The organism is Spirosoma harenae, assembly GCF_054776975.1.
Genome location: NZ_BAAHBD010000009.1, coordinates 195,719 through 213,157 on the forward strand (window position 1 = coordinate 195,719; position 17,439 = coordinate 213,157).

Genomic DNA, 17,439 nt, shown 5'->3' on the forward strand with positions numbered 1-17,439 from the left:
GTCCCGAATGATGAAGTGGTTTTTTCAATACGGTTTTTACTTTTTAAGTGCCCTGCTGGTGCCTTTTATCGGTTATCCCCAGCGCGAGCCAGATCAATTTCGATTCGAACACATTACGGTAAATGAAGGACTTTCGCACAGCGATGCGATGTGCGTTACACAGGACAAAGCGGGTTTTATCTGGATCGGTACGAACAAAGGCATTGACCGCTACGATGGGTATTCGCTAAAAAATTATAATCTACCCCTAAACGATCAGAATGGAATTTCCGGTAATCGAATCCGGGCGCTAACCATCGATCAGCATGGGCGATTGTGGGTCGGTGTGGAACGGGCGGGCTTATTCTGGTACGATGCCAATCGGGATCGCTTTGTCAGCGTTCGGGAACTGGCCGGGGCAGCTCAGTTTGCAGTATTTATTGATCAATTAGCCAACACGAACGTACACGCACTCTGTACTGATGCAAAAAATCGGCTATGGGTCAGCTCGCAGCGGGAAGGCGTTTTTGTTTTACAGACGGATGCGCAAGGTGGTCTGCGTACCATCCAGCGTGTACAATTAACAAATCGCCCGAATGCGGAACCTACGGTCAGTAAATTAGCAGTAGATCACCAAAATCGAATCTGGATTGGTACACTGGGATATGGTTTATGGGTGTTTGATGGTCAGCAATCGCTTACCGCCAAAACGCCTTTGCAGGCTACTCAACTAAAGTCGCTTTCGGTTCCGAATATTCGGGCGTTACATCTGGACTACCGGGGTGATCTCTGGATCGGCGCTGACGACCAGATTTTTTGGACCTCAAAACAGGACTTACAGCATACGGCTAATGCTCCGCCTAAAGCCTTGCGCCGGAGCTTTGCGAACATTGAAAGCCTTTTTCTGGACTCCTTTCATCGACTCTGGATCAGCACAAACTATGGGCTACTACTGATGAAAGACGGAATCGCAACAAGTTCGACCCCTCCTGTCGATGAGCAGCAAGTTCGCACATTCCTTCCGCTGGATACCGATCCGGCCAGCATCAACTCCGTTCGTATTCATGACATTCTGGAAGATCGGTTTCATAATCTTTGGCTGGCTTCCTCTGCGGGCGGGCTTAATCAACTAAAACTTCGGGCGAAGCCGTTCGGCCTGATTCGTCGGCAAATGGTTGGGCAAACAACGCCAGCGAATAATTACATTAATATCATTTTTAAAGAACCGAATAGTAATCGGCTCTGGATGGGTACCCGAAATGGCTTTGCCAGTTATGATGTGGTCCAAAAAACCTATCAGAATTACCTGAATCGCTCTTTATCGGGGAATTTAAATGGCATCGATGTCTCGACTATTTTCCAGGCAAGTGATGGCACACTCTGGATTGGAACTCGCTACCACGGCTTATATACGATGCGTGGGCAAAGTCCTTCCTCGTTGAAGCGGTTACCAGCCATGACGGGCCAGCCAGACTGGGGTGGCATCAGTATAGAAAGTATTATAGAAGACCGTCATGGCACAATTTGGGTGGCCACATTCAACGCAGGTATTCACTCTTTTAATCGAGAGGGGACGTACCTGAATACGTTCGATATGCAGCATAAAACACTGCCGACGCGTCAATTCACGATGCTTTATTATGAGCAAAATCAGGCTATTTTGTGGGCCAGTACGCGGGATGCGGGGTTGTTAAAACTACAGATCACACCGCAGGATTTGCGTCTGCTGCACCAGTTCAAACACGAGCCGAATAACCCAGCTAGTCTGCGCACGAATTATACCTGGCCTTTGCTAAAAGATAAGCAGGGCGATTTATGGATTGGAACCATCGGCGGGGGATTGCACCGGCTCGTCAGAAATGCGAATGGACAGGAAACGATCGAGCGCTATAGCCAATGGGTTCCTGAAACCGACGTCGAAAGTCTGTTGACCGACGAAGCCGGGAATCTTTGGATTGGTGGCTCTGGGCTATATCAATTCAATCCGGCGACCAAACGATTGTTGCGTTATGACGTTTCAGACGGGCTGCAAAGCAATTCGTTTAAAGTAGGCGCTGTTTACCGAGCCGGAGATGGGACTATGTATTTTGGCGGCACCAATGGCATTACCTATTTTCAGCCGCGAGCCCTGCTTCCAAATCCATATCCACCACTGGTACAGATTACCGACTTACGCATTTTAAATCAACCTGTAGCGGTTGGCGATACCATTAACGGGCGAGTGCTGCTGACAAAACCGTTATCTGATGCTCAGGACATTTATCTGAAAGCATCAGAGAATGATTTTTCGGTCGAGTTTGTCGGATTGAATTATGCTAATCCGCAAAAACAACAATACGCCTACCGACTGGAAGGCTATAATGACGACTGGGTACAGACATCTTCTGATCGACGAATTGCTACATTTGCCAACCTTCCCGCTGGCTATTACACGTTGTTGGTAAAAGCGAGTAACGACGACGGCATTTGGTCAACCCAACCCGCTACATTACACTTTACGATCCTACCGCCCTGGTGGAAAACCTGGTGGGCTTATTTACTTTATGTGGCCCTCATTGGTGGGGGTTTAGCCATCTATCGAAGAGCCGAGATGGCACAGCAGAAACTGAAGGCTAAGCTGGCACTGGAACAGTTTAAAGTAGAAAAGGAGAAGGAAGTTACCGATACGAAATTGCGCTTTTTTACTAACGTGTCTCACGAGCTCCGTACTCCACTTACGCTCATTCTGGGGCCAATGGAAGAATTAGCGTCAGCGGGGAGTGGTGCGCTTTACAACGTCAAAGAAAAAATGGTGTTGATGCACCAGCAGACGCGCAAATTGCTGGATCTGGTGAATCAGTTGATGGAGTTTCGGAAAGTAGAAACAGATCATGTTTCCCTGCGGGCCAGCCGGGAAAACATCATCCCGTTTCTTACTGAAATCTTTCTGATTTTCAAGTTAAAAGCGGATGAGTTGACTCTGGACTATGCCCTGGAAGCGCCTACTGGAGACATTCCTTTGTATGTTGACCGAAGTAAGCTGGAAATCATTCTGACTAACCTGTTGTCGAACGCGTTTAAATTCACTCCCCAGGGCAGTAAAATCAGGCTAATCGTATCTGTAGTTGGATCGCCCAATGACGCAGCGGTTTTTCAACATAACACTTTACAGAATAACTACCTTCAACTGACGATCCGCGATTGGGGGGTAGGCATGAAATCGGAAGAAGTCGAAAAAATCTTTGATCCGTATTATCAGGCTTCACATACCGAAACGATGCGTATAATGGGGACCGGTATTGGGCTATCACTGGTAAAACAGTTTGTCGAAGCCCATTTGGGTGAGGTGACTGTACAAAGTGAACCCGGTGCAGGCACGATGTTTACAGTACGATTACCGTTTGGCAACGCGCATTTAGCCCCCGAATCGATTCGCGAAGAGGATGCTAAAGCTATTGACAGTAAGGTTTTTGTTGATGCAGACGAAGGGCAGGTAACTGAGCCCGATAAATCGGTTGTTCTCCCAGTTTCTTCGGCCAGGGTGCTGGTGGTGGAAGATAACGCTGAGTTAAGACAGTATTTACAGCAACTCCTGATGCCTACGTTTGACGTCTTTCTGGCTGTAGATGGCGTAGATGGCTGGAATAAAACGCTCGAACTACTACCTGACCTGATTGTGAGCGACGTAATGATGCCCCGAAGTAATGGGCTGGAGCTTTGCCAGAAAATAAAACAGCATCCCAAAACGATGCACATTCCGGTAATTCTGCTAACGGCCCGATCCGCTGCCATACACGAACTGGAAGGCCTTGAAACCGGGGCCGACGAATACATGGCGAAACCCTTCAATCCCAGACTTTTGTGCACAAAAATAGCCGTGATGCTACAGAGTCGATTCCGCTTGAAAGAATACTACCATCGACAAATTCTGCTAAAACCAGCCGATGTTGTTATCCCCGACACAGAGAAACAGTTGCTGGAAAAAGCCATGTCACTCGTCGAAGCGAATCTAACCAATCCAGATTTTTCAATACCCATGTTAGTTCGAGAAATGGGTATGAGTCAATCCGCTTTCTATCGTCAGCTTAAAGCCATTACAGGTCAGTCGGTCGTTGAATTTATCCGTGATATTCGGCTAAAACGAGCGGCCCAACTGTTAAAAACCAGTACACTGCGTGTATCCGAAATAGCCCATCAGGTTGGTTTCGATGATCTTAAATACTTCCGCAAAACATTCCAGACCTTATATTCTCTCTCCCCTTCCGAATATGCCAAACAAAATCGGGAAGGAAGCACAGTTATGTAATGAGACAACGAACTTACTATCAGGTAGAACAGGCTAAATTTCTATTCCTGAGTAAGTTGGATTAGTAAACTTATTAGCGTTAACTTTCTTACGTAGAAGTAAATAGGGTATAACGTACTCGCTATATATGTCAGCTGAACAGCCATCCCGCATGTTAATCGTTAACGACCATAGACTCTTTAGCGGTGTACTAATGGAATTTCTAAACCAACAGTCAGATTTGATGGTGTGCGGACAGGTGTTTCAAGCCAGTGAGGTATTGGCCTATATAGACCATACTCAGCCCGATCTTATTATTCAGGATCTAAGCACTGCTATTGACATCGAGATTGGGAAGTCCGTTCTGGCTAGTTTTCCCTTGATCAAGCTTATCGCCTTGACCCGAGACCAGAGCTTAGCCCAGGCTGCTCAACAGGCCGATTTCCATGGAGGAATCTTCTATCAAGCTGAATTAAGTGAAATTTTCCAGTGCATCAGAAGCGTTTTGGCGGGAAAAAACTATTTCTCAATCAAACCGCCTGTTGATACGAGCCTGACGTTGAATAGTCGGGAAAAGCGAGTTATTGCACTCCTTCGTCAGGGCCTTAAACATCACCAGATTGCAGAACAGTTATATATTGAACCAATGACTGTCAGGGCATATCGGCATTCAATCTTTCATAAATTAGGGGTTAGTAAAGATGCTGACATCGTAGCCTATGCGATTCAGAATGGCATCGGGTAACTCATTGGTTGTGATTGGTATAATCTAGAAGCATAATGTATGGAAAACACAAACTGATTGATATTCAACAAAATACTCAACAGAGAACTGCACTTCGGCATCGTTCCCAACGCAGTAGCTCCCGACGGAATTGAAGAAGTTACACTTTATAAGGAGAATTTTGTTGTGGTGATGCCTCAGTCATTAAACGTAGATTTAAGCAATGCATCGGGCCTCAAGGCGCTGGCAAACGTTGACTGGATTCTGCCAGCAACCGAAGATGGCTATAGCTATAATGAGATCTTGTATAAGTTGTTTCAACAGAATGGTTTTACGCCTAAAGTAATCTTTCAATCGCCTAATGCATCGACCAATTTACGCTTGGTAAGTGAAGGTCTAGTACAATCATTGGAAAATCGGCAATTCGAGGCATCAACCTGGCTATTAAGCAATTCGAACTAGCGGATATACCCGTGTGAAGCTAGCCTTACAAAAGAATCTATCAACCCTGTAAAAGAAAAGAGACGAGACAGAGCCTCGTCTTTTCTAAACCAACCTATGATAAATTCCTAAATCAGATGAAAGCACTAAAGTATCAAGGCTGTAAAACGGGAGTCATATCGGCTTCAACATAATCAGATAGCTCTTTATTTTTAACCAGCGGCCCCATGAAAAGCATCATGATCAGTAAGCCGATTATGGCTACCGCGCCGAAACCAATAAAGAGCATATTATAGGCAGCTACATAGCCAATCGAAACGGAATAATTTTTCAGTACCAGCCCAGACAGCGACTGGAATAAGGCTCCTCCCAAACCCGTCCCTACACAGGCTAATCCCCAAACGGAGGCCGCTGCACTTTTGGGAACGACATCTGCCGGAAACGCCAGTGAATTAGCGGTGTAGGCCGTATAGCCAAATCCAGCCATGCCAAAAATCAACAGGGCCGATAAGGGTGTGGTGATAATAAACGGTCCCAGCAGCAAGGATACGCCCATTATTGAGCCAGCAATGGCAACGGCTATTTTCCGCGCTTTCGGAATTGGAACGCCCTGTTTAATAATGAATTGGGTAAAATAACCACCGACCAGATTGCCCACATCAGCAATGATAAAGGGTATGGTAGCGTACCAGCCAATCTGCTTTAAATCCCACTGATGCACATCGACCAGATAACGTCCGATCCAGAACGTAACAAAGTACCAAACCGGGTCCATGAATGTTTTGGAGAGCGTGAACATGATAACGAACCGGGTTTTCAGCAGTTTCATTGGGGGAATAATCCGAGCCTTTGCTTCTTTTACCGACTGTTCCGGTGTATAGTAGGTAAACCAGAAAATAGCCAGCCATAAATAGCCGAAAACAGCCAGAATAATGAATGTTGCCTGCCAGCCATATTCAACACCCAGATAAGCCACCATGGGTGGAACAATCACGGCTCCTAATGCCGAACCACTGTTAAAAATTCCCGACGCCGTGGACCGCTCGTTGGGTGGAAACCATTCACTCGTCAACTTGATAGCGGCAGGCCAGTTTCCCGCTTCTCCCAATCCCAGTAAAAACCGGCAGATACCGAACTGGAGAGGGGTAATCGCAAAGGCATGAATCAGTCCGGCGCTCGTCCAGAAGGCCATGCATAGTGCGTAACCGACGCGTGTGCCCAGCTTGTCAATCACAAAGCCTGAAAATGCATTGGATAGCATATAGGCCACAAAAAAGGCTGTACCAATATAGCCGAAGGCATCATCGGGAATGAGTTTTCGCAGGTCGCCATCCGCACTTAAGTAATTAAATGACAGCCGATGGACGTAGTTGAGCACCGTAGCCAGAAACGCCAGGCTCACCATCACCCACCGCATTTTTAGCGGCTTCGTGTCACTCAGCAAACCAGTCTGATTTTCCATGAAATAAGGGCTTAGAAAGGAAGATGTAGAGAGCAATGCCCTAATTGAGTTGATATAAATAACCACCGAAAAGACTAGGAGGTGACTCCTAGGTCTGTGTCCTCACAGACCTCTTACCGGAGGGCACTGCTGGCTGACGCACAGGTGTCTGTGAGGACACAGATACTGGGAGTTCGATGGTTGTTTATGTCAACTCAATTAGGGATTGAGGGTAACCAAGTATTTCCTGGAGCTTCCTACAGTGCCGAAATAGATACGATCTGCTCCGATTCTGTATTGATTTTCAGTGGATTCCGCAAAGTCCTACCTAAACCTTCCCATTGGACGTGCATTAAATCGTCATCCTGCAATGCAATACCCTGGCCGAAACTGAACGCATCCGCACCAAAAAAATGGACGTGTGCCTGGAACGGAAGTCGGTGTGCCTCGTATTTGAAATGATGGTATTCCAGGTTTTGAATACTGTGGGCCATGTTTTTCTCGCCCGTTCGGATGGGAGACGACCAAAGCGAGTTCCCATCCCGATCAACACCAACCGTACCTGTCCACTCAGAAAAATCGTCGGTAATGACCAGTTCGGGCCCGATGGCGCATTGGCGCAGTTTGGATGGTGCGAGGTAGAGGTAATTCTTTTTTTCCATGACATGGTCGGAAAACTCGTTACCCGTACAGAAACCAATTCGCCAGGGCTTGCCCGTTTCATCCACTACGTAAGCAGCCGCTACTTCGGGTTCTTCTCCCCCATCGTTCCCATACGCAGGTACTTCCAGCGTCTGTCCGTGCGCTCGCAAAACGGAACCATTGCCTTTATAAAACCATTCCGGTTGCACACCGATTGTACCCGCTGCTGGCGAACCGCCTTCAACGCCCCACTGATACATTTGCATACTATCGGTTGGCTTTTCAACCGCGGACTGGTGCATCATTTGCCGATTCAGCGCACTGTTTTTATGCGTCAGTCCCGTTCCCGAAACCATGCAGCCGAACGGTCCTTCGGGGTGATCGAAGGCGGGGAGTAATTGCCAGTCGCTTTGGTCGTCGTAGACTGACTGGTAATCAATCGTTTCGTCAGATAAACGGCTCTGAATCAGATTGACGAGTGATTGGTTTGTCTGAATCGCGTCGAGCGCCAGCGAATAGATTGATGACGTATCTTGTAAAAAACGTAACAACGGTTCCTCTACAAGGGCAACTCGTCGGTGCTGGGCGGCATCCGACAGTTGCACTAATCGTGTCGTTTCCATGAAATTCGTAAGGTTTAGGAGTAATGAAAGGGCTGTCTATTGCGTTACCCAGCCGCCATCAACCGAAAAGCAGGAGCCTGTTACGTAGCTGGATGCTCGGCTAGCCAGATAAAGTGCCATACCACTAATCTCGTGTAGTTCACCCCAGCGACCCATTGGAATTTTGGCGATAAACGCCTGATATTTCTCCGGGTCATTGAGCAGCGGCAGATTCAGATCGGTAGCAAATGGCCCCGGCAAAATCGCATTGACCGTAATGCCTTCTTTAGCCACCTCCATCGCCAGGGCGCGGGTCAGTTGCAGAATCGCTCCTTTGCTGGTTGCATACGGTGTACGGTCGGGAATAGCGGTTAACGCTAGCATCGAGCCGATGTTGATGATACGTCCGTATCCGTGTTGCTTCATCACAGGAATTACTTCGCGACAAGCCAGCCACGTACCTGTTACGTTGACCTGCTGCACTTTCGTGAAGTCATCTAGGGATAAATCTTCGATGGCACCCCGAATGTTGATCCCCGCTGAATTGACCAAAATATCCACCTTGCCGAACTGATCAACCGCTTGGCGTACAGCCGATCGGACGCTTTTTTCAGCTGTCACATCGCAGATGGTGCTGATACAATCGACGCCATAGGCCGATTTGATCGCTTCTTCGGATTGCAGATTTGTAGCTTCGTCGCGGGCGGCAATCACAATATTGGCTCCCGCTTCTGCTAATCCCTGCGCCATCGCCAAACCAAGTCCCCGGTTCCCTCCTACTATTAGCGCCGTTTGACCGTGCAGTTTGAAGAGGTCTAAAATGCTGCGTTCCACCGAAATTTGTTCCATAAGTCTATGTCGATCAGGTTGATTATTCGATGATGGTAAAGTGTTCGAGTCCCTCTGTTTTCAAGGTCAGACCCATGCCCGGTTTGTTATCGTCGAGCTGGAGTTTACCGTTGTCGGCAATGGCTTCGCCGTCGAAAATGTACCAGAACATCTCGTTGCCCACTTCAATCTCAGTTTGGGGAAAATATTCGGCCATTGGACAGGCAAACGAACTCATCACAACGTGCAAATTGTGCATCTGTCCGCCGTGAGGAATCACCTCTACACCGTGTACAAGCGCCATATTGCAGATCTTCTGCGCTTCGGTAAAACCGCCAACCCGGTTGACATCGAACTGGAAAATATCGAGCGCACCCGTTTCCAACAAGTCATGAAAACCATAGCGCGTGTACTCGTGCTCACCACCCGACAGCGGGATGTCTGTGTACTGTTTGAGCTTGGCAAAGTTCTGAATCTCGTCGGGCAGCATTAGTTCCTCTACCCAACGCAGGTTGTAGGGTTCCAGCTCTTTCAACAGTCGCTTGGCATAGGGGAAATTAAAGCCCATATACGCTTCGAGCATGATGTCTACATCGTCGCCAACGGTTTCCCGCACAACACGAACCATCTCTACATTTTTCTTCAGTCCAGCCAGTCCGTCGGTTAGCGGATAGCCGCAGCGCAGCTTCATGCCCGTAAATCCTTCGGCTTTGTAATGCGCAGCTTCTCCCTGCAAACTGTCTAAATCGCGGGTGTACAATCGGCTATAATACGTCTCGATATGCGGTCGGGTACGTCCACCCAACAGCATAAAAACTGGTTGATTGAACGCTAGCCCTTTGATATCCCATAAGGCAATATCCAGCGCACTAATGGCCGCAATAACAGCTCCTTTTCGACCGAAAGCGACAGTCGATCGGTACATTTTTTCGAAAAGATATTCCGTATTAAGCGGGTTTTCGCCGATCAGGAGCGAGGCCAGTTTGCTATCGATGATCTTCTTGGTTACGTCGGGGCACAAACCTGCGTTGCCAATGCCAATATGTCCTTCGTCGGTTTCGATTTCGACCACCAGCCAGCTAAAAAACCGGAAAGCGGCCTGTGAATCCTGTTGAAAGTGAAGGGGGCTCAGGGGCGTCGCAAAGATGGTATCGCCTGTTTTAACCGGCCCGTTCCATTGATAGAGTTTAGCCCTGACGGCACGAATTTTCATGGTACGAATGAATTATACGAAGATGTCTAAATAGGTCACCTCTTCGGAAGTCGGTAGGATACCGTGCTTCAGGGAGGAGTTAAAATAAAGGCTATCGCCTTCTTTCAGTTGGTATTCAACCTCGCCAATCTGCATTTTCATCTGCCCCCGAATGACGTAGATAAACTCTTCGCCCTCATGTGACAGCTCATGCGGTTTGACTTCCCCTTTTTTACCCACGAAAAGAAACGGCTGCATTTTCTTCTCGTGATATTCCGACGCATAGGGATAAATGGAATACCCTTTATCCGTCTGCGTCAGGCTTTCTTCCGCTTTTTGGCGGGGTGTCACTATCGCATTTAACCAGCCGTCCTGTTCCAGTAAATTGGAAATCGTCGTACCCAGCGTATTGGCGATTTTGACCAAAGCAGCTACCGATGGAATCGTTTTATTATTCTCAATTTTGGAAATCATGCTTTTGGACAAATCACTGGCATCGGCGATTTCCTGAAGTGTCCGGCTCTGATTAATGCGGAGAATTTTAATCCGATCTCCCAGGTTCAACTTGGTGCTATTGTTGTCGATTGAAACCATATTTCTTTGTTTACTTCTGTTCAATATTGTTGAACGAAAGTAGCTATATTTCAACAGACACGAGGTAAAAAACAGGTTAAAATGGGATCGTTTACAGATAGATCACTCCCAGCTCAATTTTAGCAGTGATACACCCTGCCGAGGCAACGTGAAGGTTAGGTTTGCTTCTCCACCCTTTACCGTAATCGTGCTGGGTGCAGAAAGCTCTTTTAGCTGGCCTGCTTTTTCCAGTTCAGCAACCTGTGCCGTCGTTGGATTCTTTGGCGATCCCATTTTCTTCCAGACTTCATAGGAGTTGCTGTTTTCCTGATCGATGCGATAATGGTGAAGAACAACTTTCTTGTTGGGCAGTCCTTTCAATTGAATCGACACAGGAGCATCCGGCGCGGGAACATTATCATCATGGTAATTCCAGACCATCACGGCGGCCGATTTAGCATCCTTGGAAGCCAGCGCGTTGATGTCCGATTCGCCCCGTACGCTCTCATCCCGAACCCGAGCGTAATCATACGCTAAGCCGCTTTTAACCTCGACGCGTGTAGTCGGCATCATACCAAACATGCGGAATACGTTCAGCACAGGCTTATCGACGCCATTGGTAGCCAGATCGCGGAATCCCCGGAACCAGGGTTGGTTTTCGAACTCGAACGCCCAGGTAACCGCACCTGCCAGATTCACCCCACGCGACTGCGCCAAGTCATATTTCCGGGCGAATGAAGCGGCCGTATAACTGGAATACATAGTGCCATTCCGGTACGCATTCTGCGGATTGAAATCCTCCGAACAGGCGGCACAACCTTCTGGATCGGACTCGCCGATAATAATGGGTAGGTGTTTCAGGCTGGGGTACGAGGCAACAATTTCAAAGCCTTTATCGATATCCCGTAACTGCTTTCCAATATTCATCTGGACATGCCCATCCACGATCTTAGGCGCTCCTTTGGCGTGAAACGTGATGAAATCAATCGGAGCCCCTGTCTTACCCGTGACGTAATTTTTGCCACTTACGATGTGCTCCATAAACGCGTTGAAAAACTTCTGAGACTTTTCGCTGAGTGGGCCAGTTACTTCGGGTCCACCCATACGAGCGGTCGGTAATGCCCGTTTGACGGCATCAGACGTATAATCGTAGAGTTTAATGTACTCTTCGGTCGTACCTTTCCAATACGGGATGTCGGGCTCGTTCCAAAGCTCCCAGTACCAACTTTCGACTTCCTTCTGACCATACTTCGCGATGGAGTGCTTCACCCATTGGTAAACCAGTTCGGCCCATTTATTATAATCTTTTGGAGGATAAGCCCAACCGGTAAAGATATCATAGTTCTTATGACTGGGGTCCCAGCTGTGGCGGTACGGTTGCGGATTCGTAGAAAGCGCTTCGGGCATAAATCCAATCTGAGCAATAGGCTTCATGCCCCGCTCGATGAACGTATCGAAAATCTTATCGACGATGGTCCAGTTATAAACCGGTTTGCCGTTTGCATCTTCCGTGTACGCATTCGTCGATCCCCATTTGAGGGCGGCCTCTCCATCGCCCGTTACCAGCAAACTATGCACCCGAACGTAAACGGGTACTTTACTCAGCTTTGAGATTTCGGTCAGTAATTTCTTGCCGTCCTTCATATAGGTGTAGTTCGGCTCGTCGTAACCAAACCACGCCCAGATTGGTTTCAGCGGCCCCTTATCTTTGGCCAGATCCACCTCAATTTTTGTGGGTTTCTCGGTACTGGTCTGCGCCAGACTATCAGCACCGGGAAGGGAGATGAATACACAGGCACTCAGTGCCATTAACCTTAGCCAGGCATTGCATGTACGTTGATTCATAAAATCAAAAAAGATAAGAAATGTATTAAAAGCATTGATTGACAGAGCGAACAGACCGTTTTACGTATCGAGATAAAGCCATCAGCCACCTTAATTATACCCTGTATTTTGCTTGAGCGCCGTATTGCGACTTAGCTGGAGGGCAGGAATTGGAAACAGTACGTGTTTATCGGTAGCCGCTGAAATACCCAATTGTTTCGCGTTGGTAATCAACCGGTCATGACGGATCAAATCCCAGCGGTAATGCCCTTCGCCAACAAATTCACGGGCTCGTTCGGTTAGCAATGCATCCCGAAATTGCACCTGGCTGAGTCCGACCAAATCAGGGTAAACGCTGGCTGGCTGCGCATTCACCGTACCCACAGCCCGCGCCCGTTGACGTACTTTATTGATTGCGTCGTAGGCTGCCGGAGTTGGCGTACCCAATTCATTGATCGCTTCGGCGTAGGTAAGTAGCACGTCTGCGTACCGAATCAATGGATAGTCAACACCTTCCCGCAGGATACCCGTTGAAAAATCAACCCGGTTGAATTTGGTAAGGAAAGGGGCATACATTTTTACCGTATCGCGCACCAGATCCTTGATACCATTTTTATAATAATAGGGCATCTTATCGCGCACCGACCACCATTTCCGGTACGTATCGGGCGAGTTGGCAAAAAACTCTTTTCGCGCCTGAAAAATCACCAGATCTTTTAACAAGTGAAACTGGATGCTGGTACCATTTGACAACGACATTGCCGGAGGGCCGAACAAGTAGATCATCCGCGTTTGATACAGTTGCGATGTACTGTTGGAATTGCCCCCGTGCTGAATCGCGAAAATCATTTCTTTACCATTGCGGAAGTCGGGATTCACAATGTTTTCATAATCGGGCATCAAGTCAAACACTTTCGAATCGATTACTTTCTTCGCTTCATCAGCCGCTTTTTGCCACTGCCGCTGTTGCAGGTATACCTTTGCTAATAGCGATGTAGCCGCTAAGGAAGTCGCCTTGCCCGCTGTGTGATCGCCCTCGCTATACGGATTCAATTCACTAGCCGCCGTTTCCAGATCTTTGACAATAAAGGCGTAGACTTCCTCGGCCGTATTTCGCGGTTTATTCACTTCGCTCAGATCGGTCGTACCTTGTGTTTGCAAGGGAACACCACCGAAAATACGGACTAGATTAAAGTAGAAGAGCGCCCGTAAAAACCGGGTTTCGCCATCTAACCGGGTCTTGTTTGGAATGGTGGAAACGGCCAGTTTATCAATCAGGACATTCGCCCGGTTGATAGCGGCATAGTAATAATCCCAGGCCGTTGACAGTTCGAGTGCGTCGGAATTCCAGGAAAACGTGTTGAAATCGTTGGTAACACCTGATCGGTCGCCGGAGCCGTTTGCGGAGCCGCCCCCAATCAGGATACCCGCCGTTACGTCGCCCAGTGTCACCCACTGTCCATCACGATAGGTGTCGTCCCACAAGCGTCCGTACACGCCATTCAACGCCAACTGTGCCTGATCGCTGGTTTTATAGAAAGCGTCAACGGCTACCTGGCTGTACACTTTTTCATCTAATGCATCCTTACAACCCGTGCTTCCGGCGAGGAGTAATCCCACGCAGATGGCCGTGACTTTATTGGTTTTAAATAGGGTAATCATGGAAAAGGCTGGTTTAGGAGTTAAAAACCCAGTTTGAGATCAAGGCGCAAGGTGCGAGCCGATGGATACCCATAGCGATCCATGCCTTTGGCCGTATTGCTGGAACCGTACGAATTCAGCTCAGGATCATAGCCCGTATAGTTCGTCAGAACAGCCAGGTTATCGACACCAATACCAATCCGGGCGGTTTTGATAATCTTGGTGAACGACGGAATTCTGTAGGTCAGCGCGATGGTCTGAACACGCAGGAATGAACCATCCTCGACCATAATTGAGCTAACACGCTGAGGATTTGAAGCACCAGCACCCGGATAAATACCATTCGGATTCGTTGGCGACCAGCGATCCAGACGCATAGCCGAAACACCCACTCCGTCGAGTAACCACTGCTGCTTAGCCAGATTAAGCACCGAATTTCCGTACTCACCATACACAAATACATGCAGGCTAAGAGGGCCATACGTTATGTCGTTGGTCAGGCCGAAATTGAATTTCGGATTCGGATTGCCCAGAAATACGTCATCGCTCTCTGTATTATACGTACCGTCGCCGTTCACGTCTTTGTACCGAATGTCGCCGGGTTTGGCGGCTGGCATTGTACCGACTTGCTTGATTTCTTCCGCTGATTTCCAGACGCCTTCGTAAACCGATCCATAGAACTCACCGACCGAATGTCCTGGCTCCAGACGGGCCGTGTTTTTGTCGTGGGGCGTTACATTGCCACCACCAACCCAGCCGGTGTATTGGTACGGCGCACCACCCAGCGACAGGATCTCGTTGCGGTTGAAGGCAATGTTGAAGTTCGTTGTCCAACCTAGTTTACCCGTCAGATTAGTGCTGTTTACCCCAATTTCAATGCCTTTATTGAGCATCGCGCCCGTATTTTTCAGGACACTACTAAAACCCGTTTGAGACGAAATGGGGACATCAAGCAGCAGATCGGTCGTTTTCTTGTAATAGGCATCGACCGAAACATTAAGCCGATTTTTGAAGATAGCCAGATCGATCCCCAGATTGTATTCCTGCGTTTTCTCCCAACTCAGATCGGGATTAGGAATGTTATTGGGGTACGCAATCGGCACTTTTGAGCCGCCGAAAATGTAAGAACTGCGCGTTCCAAACGACGTACCAAGCAGTGACAGTGACCTATATACGCCGATGGATTCGTTGCCTGTTCGACCGAAACTGGTCCGTAATTTCAACTGGTCGAAAACACCTAAATTTCGGATGAAGGGTTCATCCCCCAGCTGCCAGGCGAACGCGACCGACGGGAAAATACCGTACTTATTATTGACGCCAAACTTCGAATCACCATCCGCCCGAATCGATGCCGTGAGCAAATATTTATCGTTGAAGGTATAGTTTACCCGACCCAAATACGAAATGAGTGTCCACTCGTTCTGGTTGCTACCCGGCGTTTGCGGGCTACTGCCAAGTCCTAAATTATAATATTGGAATACATCGCTGGGGAAACCGAAAGACGACGCATCCAACGTTTCGTTTTTCTCCCGCTGGTAGGTATAGCCAGCCAACACTTTGATTTTGTGGAGACTATTGATCGTTTTGGTATAGGTCAGCGTATTGGAGTTGGTAACGTTGAGGTTCCGCACTGCTATTTGCCGCGCTTTTCCACTCGCCCCCGCTGCCGCTTCTGACCCGATTGGATAGTATTCATGGTAACGCCAGTCGCGAATATCAGCGCCAATCCGAATATCCAAATCCAGCCCATCCATGATATTATAGTTGGCATAGGCGGTACCAATAAGCCGCAGCGTATTGCTCAACTGTTTATACTGTTCGGTCATGGTCAATGGATTTTCCAGACCACTGCCTAGCGGGAAGTTGCGCAGATTGTTTGGTATGCCGAGACTGTCCCGCGCCGGAATGGTTGGTGGCGCCTGATAGATCGCATTAATGACATTAGAAATACCTTCATAGCCTTTCGTATCCGTTGGAACGGTGTACTGATCCGTTACACTAAAGAGCAGACTTTCACCAACGCGTAGACGCTTGCTGATATCGGCGTCCAGATTAATGGTAGTGCCGTAGCGTTTGAAGCTTGAACCGGGCAAAATACCATCCTGATTCGTATAATTTCCGCCAATCAAATACCGCAGATTCTGCCCACCACCTGAAAACGCCAGCTTGTACGTTTGTCGCGGTGCGGCCTGAAATACTGCATTTTGCCAATCCGTACCATTCCCAAACGCGGCCACCTGAGCGGGCGTATAGGTCGCTGGTCGGCCTAGTAATGTAGCGCGTTCATTGGCCTGTTGCGCCCATTGTTCCGCATTTAAAAACGGAAGTTTGCGCCGGGCCTGCTGTACGCCAACCGATACGTCGAAATCGACATTATGCTGATTGGCTTTACCTCGTTTGGTACTGATCAGAACAACGCCATTGGCCGCTCTTGATCCATAAATAGCTGTTGCAGAGGCATCTTTAAGCACTTGCACCGACTCAATATCCGATGGATCAATCGAATTCAGTGGATTAGGAGCGCCCCCGAACGAACCAATATCTGTGCTGGCACTCGTTTGTGCACCACTGCTGATCGGCATGCCATCAATCACATAGAGCGGAGCACCACCAGCCGACAAAGAAGCCGTTCCCCGAACCTGAACTGCAATACCACCACCAGGCGCGTGTGAATTGGTATGTACCTGTACACCAGCAATTTTGCCCTGCAACGCTTTATCCGGTGTATTGATGGTAGACGTTTCAATATCTTTGGCAGATATGGAGCCAACCGCGCCCGTCAGATCTTTCTTTTGCTGCGTTCCATACCCGACGACAACAACCTCTTTCAACTGTTCTGCATTGGGCAGCAATTTGACATCGATAATGCTTTTGTTGCCTAATGAAACTTCGTGCGCTATGTAGCCCATGAACGAGAAAACCAGCGTCGCAGAGCCTTCTTTTACATTCAGCGAAAACGTCCCATCAGCTCTTGTCGCTGTACCGATCGTCGAGCCTTTCACCACGATACTGACGCCAGGCATGGGCTGATCGTTTTCGTCGGTTACCTTACCCGAAATGGTTCGATCAACGTTGTTCAGTACGTTGGAAGACCTTTTCTCGAATTGCGGGAGTATCGGTTTAGCATAATACGAACCGCTTTTTCGGCCAGTTCTGGACTCTTCGCCAAGCCCTGCTGCACATACCTCCCAAGCCCCTGAAACCAGGAAGGCCATGGAGAGAACAGGGCATAGGAATCTTGTAAAATCCCTATGCGGATTTTGGATAATTTTCTTCATGAAAGAGGTA

The 17,439-nt window shown here is 48.3% G+C and carries 11 protein-coding genes; 3 read left to right on the forward strand and 8 right to left on the reverse strand.

Annotated features, from left to right (window positions below; genetic code table 11):
* Positions 1–7 precede the first annotated feature (7 nt).
* From ACYVE4_RS13730 to ACYVE4_RS13740, 3 genes are all read left to right on the forward strand, one after another.
* Complete coding sequence (locus ACYVE4_RS13730) at positions 8–4,264, forward strand: two-component regulator propeller domain-containing protein (RefSeq protein ID WP_461040630.1); 4,257 nt, start codon at positions 8–10, stop codon at positions 4,262–4,264.
* A 193-nt stretch (positions 4,265–4,457) separates the two neighbouring features.
* Positions 4,458–4,988 (forward strand): response regulator transcription factor, encoded by a 531-nt coding sequence (locus ACYVE4_RS13735; RefSeq protein ID WP_461040632.1) that lies wholly within the window; start codon positions 4,458–4,460, stop codon positions 4,986–4,988.
* 57 nt (positions 4,989–5,045) lie between these two features.
* Complete coding sequence (locus ACYVE4_RS13740) at positions 5,046–5,429, forward strand: LysR family transcriptional regulator substrate-binding protein (RefSeq protein WP_461040633.1); 384 nt, start codon at positions 5,046–5,048, stop codon at positions 5,427–5,429.
* Positions 5,430–5,562: 133 nt separating this feature from the next.
* Here the strand turns inward: ACYVE4_RS13740 and ACYVE4_RS13745 are convergent, their stop codons facing one another.
* The 8 genes from ACYVE4_RS13745 to ACYVE4_RS13780 all read right to left on the reverse strand — a co-directional run bounded on the left by ACYVE4_RS13745 (position 5,563) and on the right by ACYVE4_RS13780 (position 17,429).
* Entirely contained in the window at positions 5,563–6,870 is a 1,308-nt protein-coding gene (locus tag ACYVE4_RS13745; protein WP_461040634.1) for an MFS transporter, read from the reverse strand.
* Positions 6,871–7,106: 236 nt separating this feature from the next.
* Entirely contained in the window at positions 7,107–8,114 is a 1,008-nt protein-coding gene (araD1, locus tag ACYVE4_RS13750) for an AraD1 family protein (protein WP_461040635.1), read from the reverse strand.
* A gap of 36 nt (positions 8,115–8,150) precedes the next feature.
* Positions 8,151–8,942: an SDR family NAD(P)-dependent oxidoreductase gene (locus tag ACYVE4_RS13755; protein WP_461040636.1), complete on the reverse strand. Its 792-nt coding sequence runs from the start codon at positions 8,940–8,942 to the stop codon at positions 8,151–8,153.
* Positions 8,943–8,964: 22 nt separating this feature from the next.
* On the reverse strand, positions 8,965–10,134 hold the full coding sequence (locus tag ACYVE4_RS13760; protein WP_461040637.1) for an enolase C-terminal domain-like protein: 1,170 nt from the start codon (positions 10,132–10,134) through the stop codon (positions 8,965–8,967).
* Positions 10,135–10,146: 12 nt separating this feature from the next.
* Entirely contained in the window at positions 10,147–10,707 is a 561-nt protein-coding gene (locus ACYVE4_RS13765) for a helix-turn-helix domain-containing protein (protein ID WP_461040639.1), read from the reverse strand.
* A gap of 102 nt (positions 10,708–10,809) precedes the next feature.
* Entirely contained in the window at positions 10,810–12,495 is a 1,686-nt protein-coding gene (locus tag ACYVE4_RS13770) for a GH39 family glycosyl hydrolase (protein ID WP_461040718.1), read from the reverse strand.
* Positions 12,496–12,621: 126 nt separating this feature from the next.
* Positions 12,622–14,172, reverse strand: coding sequence for a RagB/SusD family nutrient uptake outer membrane protein (locus tag ACYVE4_RS13775; RefSeq protein WP_461040641.1), 1,551 nt, complete (start codon positions 14,170–14,172; stop codon positions 12,622–12,624).
* Between the two features lie 20 nt (positions 14,173–14,192).
* Complete coding sequence (locus tag ACYVE4_RS13780) at positions 14,193–17,429, reverse strand: SusC/RagA family TonB-linked outer membrane protein (protein ID WP_461040642.1); 3,237 nt, start codon at positions 17,427–17,429, stop codon at positions 14,193–14,195.
* Between the last annotated feature and the right edge of the window lie 10 nt (positions 17,430–17,439).

Excerpts from the sequence above, each read along its gene's own strand:
- ACYVE4_RS13770 (WP_461040718.1), bottom strand. The coding sequence starts at position 12,495 with ATGGCACTGAGTGCCTGTGTATTCATCTCCCTTCCCGGTGCTGATAGT.
- ACYVE4_RS13755 (WP_461040636.1), bottom strand. The coding sequence starts at position 8,942 with ATGGAACAAATTTCGGTGGAACGCAGCATTTTAGACCTCTTCAAACTG.
- ACYVE4_RS13730 (WP_461040630.1), top strand. The coding sequence starts at position 8 with ATGATGAAGTGGTTTTTTCAATACGGTTTTTACTTTTTAAGTGCCCTG.
- ACYVE4_RS13775 (WP_461040641.1), bottom strand. The coding sequence starts at position 14,172 with ATGATTACCCTATTTAAAACCAATAAAGTCACGGCCATCTGCGTGGGA.
- ACYVE4_RS13760 (WP_461040637.1), bottom strand. The coding sequence starts at position 10,134 with ATGAAAATTCGTGCCGTCAGGGCTAAACTCTATCAATGGAACGGGCCG.
- ACYVE4_RS13765 (WP_461040639.1), bottom strand. The coding sequence starts at position 10,707 with ATGGTTTCAATCGACAACAATAGCACCAAGTTGAACCTGGGAGATCGG.
- ACYVE4_RS13735 (WP_461040632.1), top strand. The coding sequence starts at position 4,458 with ATGGAATTTCTAAACCAACAGTCAGATTTGATGGTGTGCGGACAGGTG.
- araD1 (WP_461040635.1), bottom strand. The coding sequence starts at position 8,114 with ATGGAAACGACACGATTAGTGCAACTGTCGGATGCCGCCCAGCACCGA.
- ACYVE4_RS13745 (WP_461040634.1), bottom strand. The coding sequence starts at position 6,870 with ATGGAAAATCAGACTGGTTTGCTGAGTGACACGAAGCCGCTAAAAATG.
- ACYVE4_RS13780 (WP_461040642.1), bottom strand. The coding sequence starts at position 17,429 with ATGAAGAAAATTATCCAAAATCCGCATAGGGATTTTACAAGATTCCTA.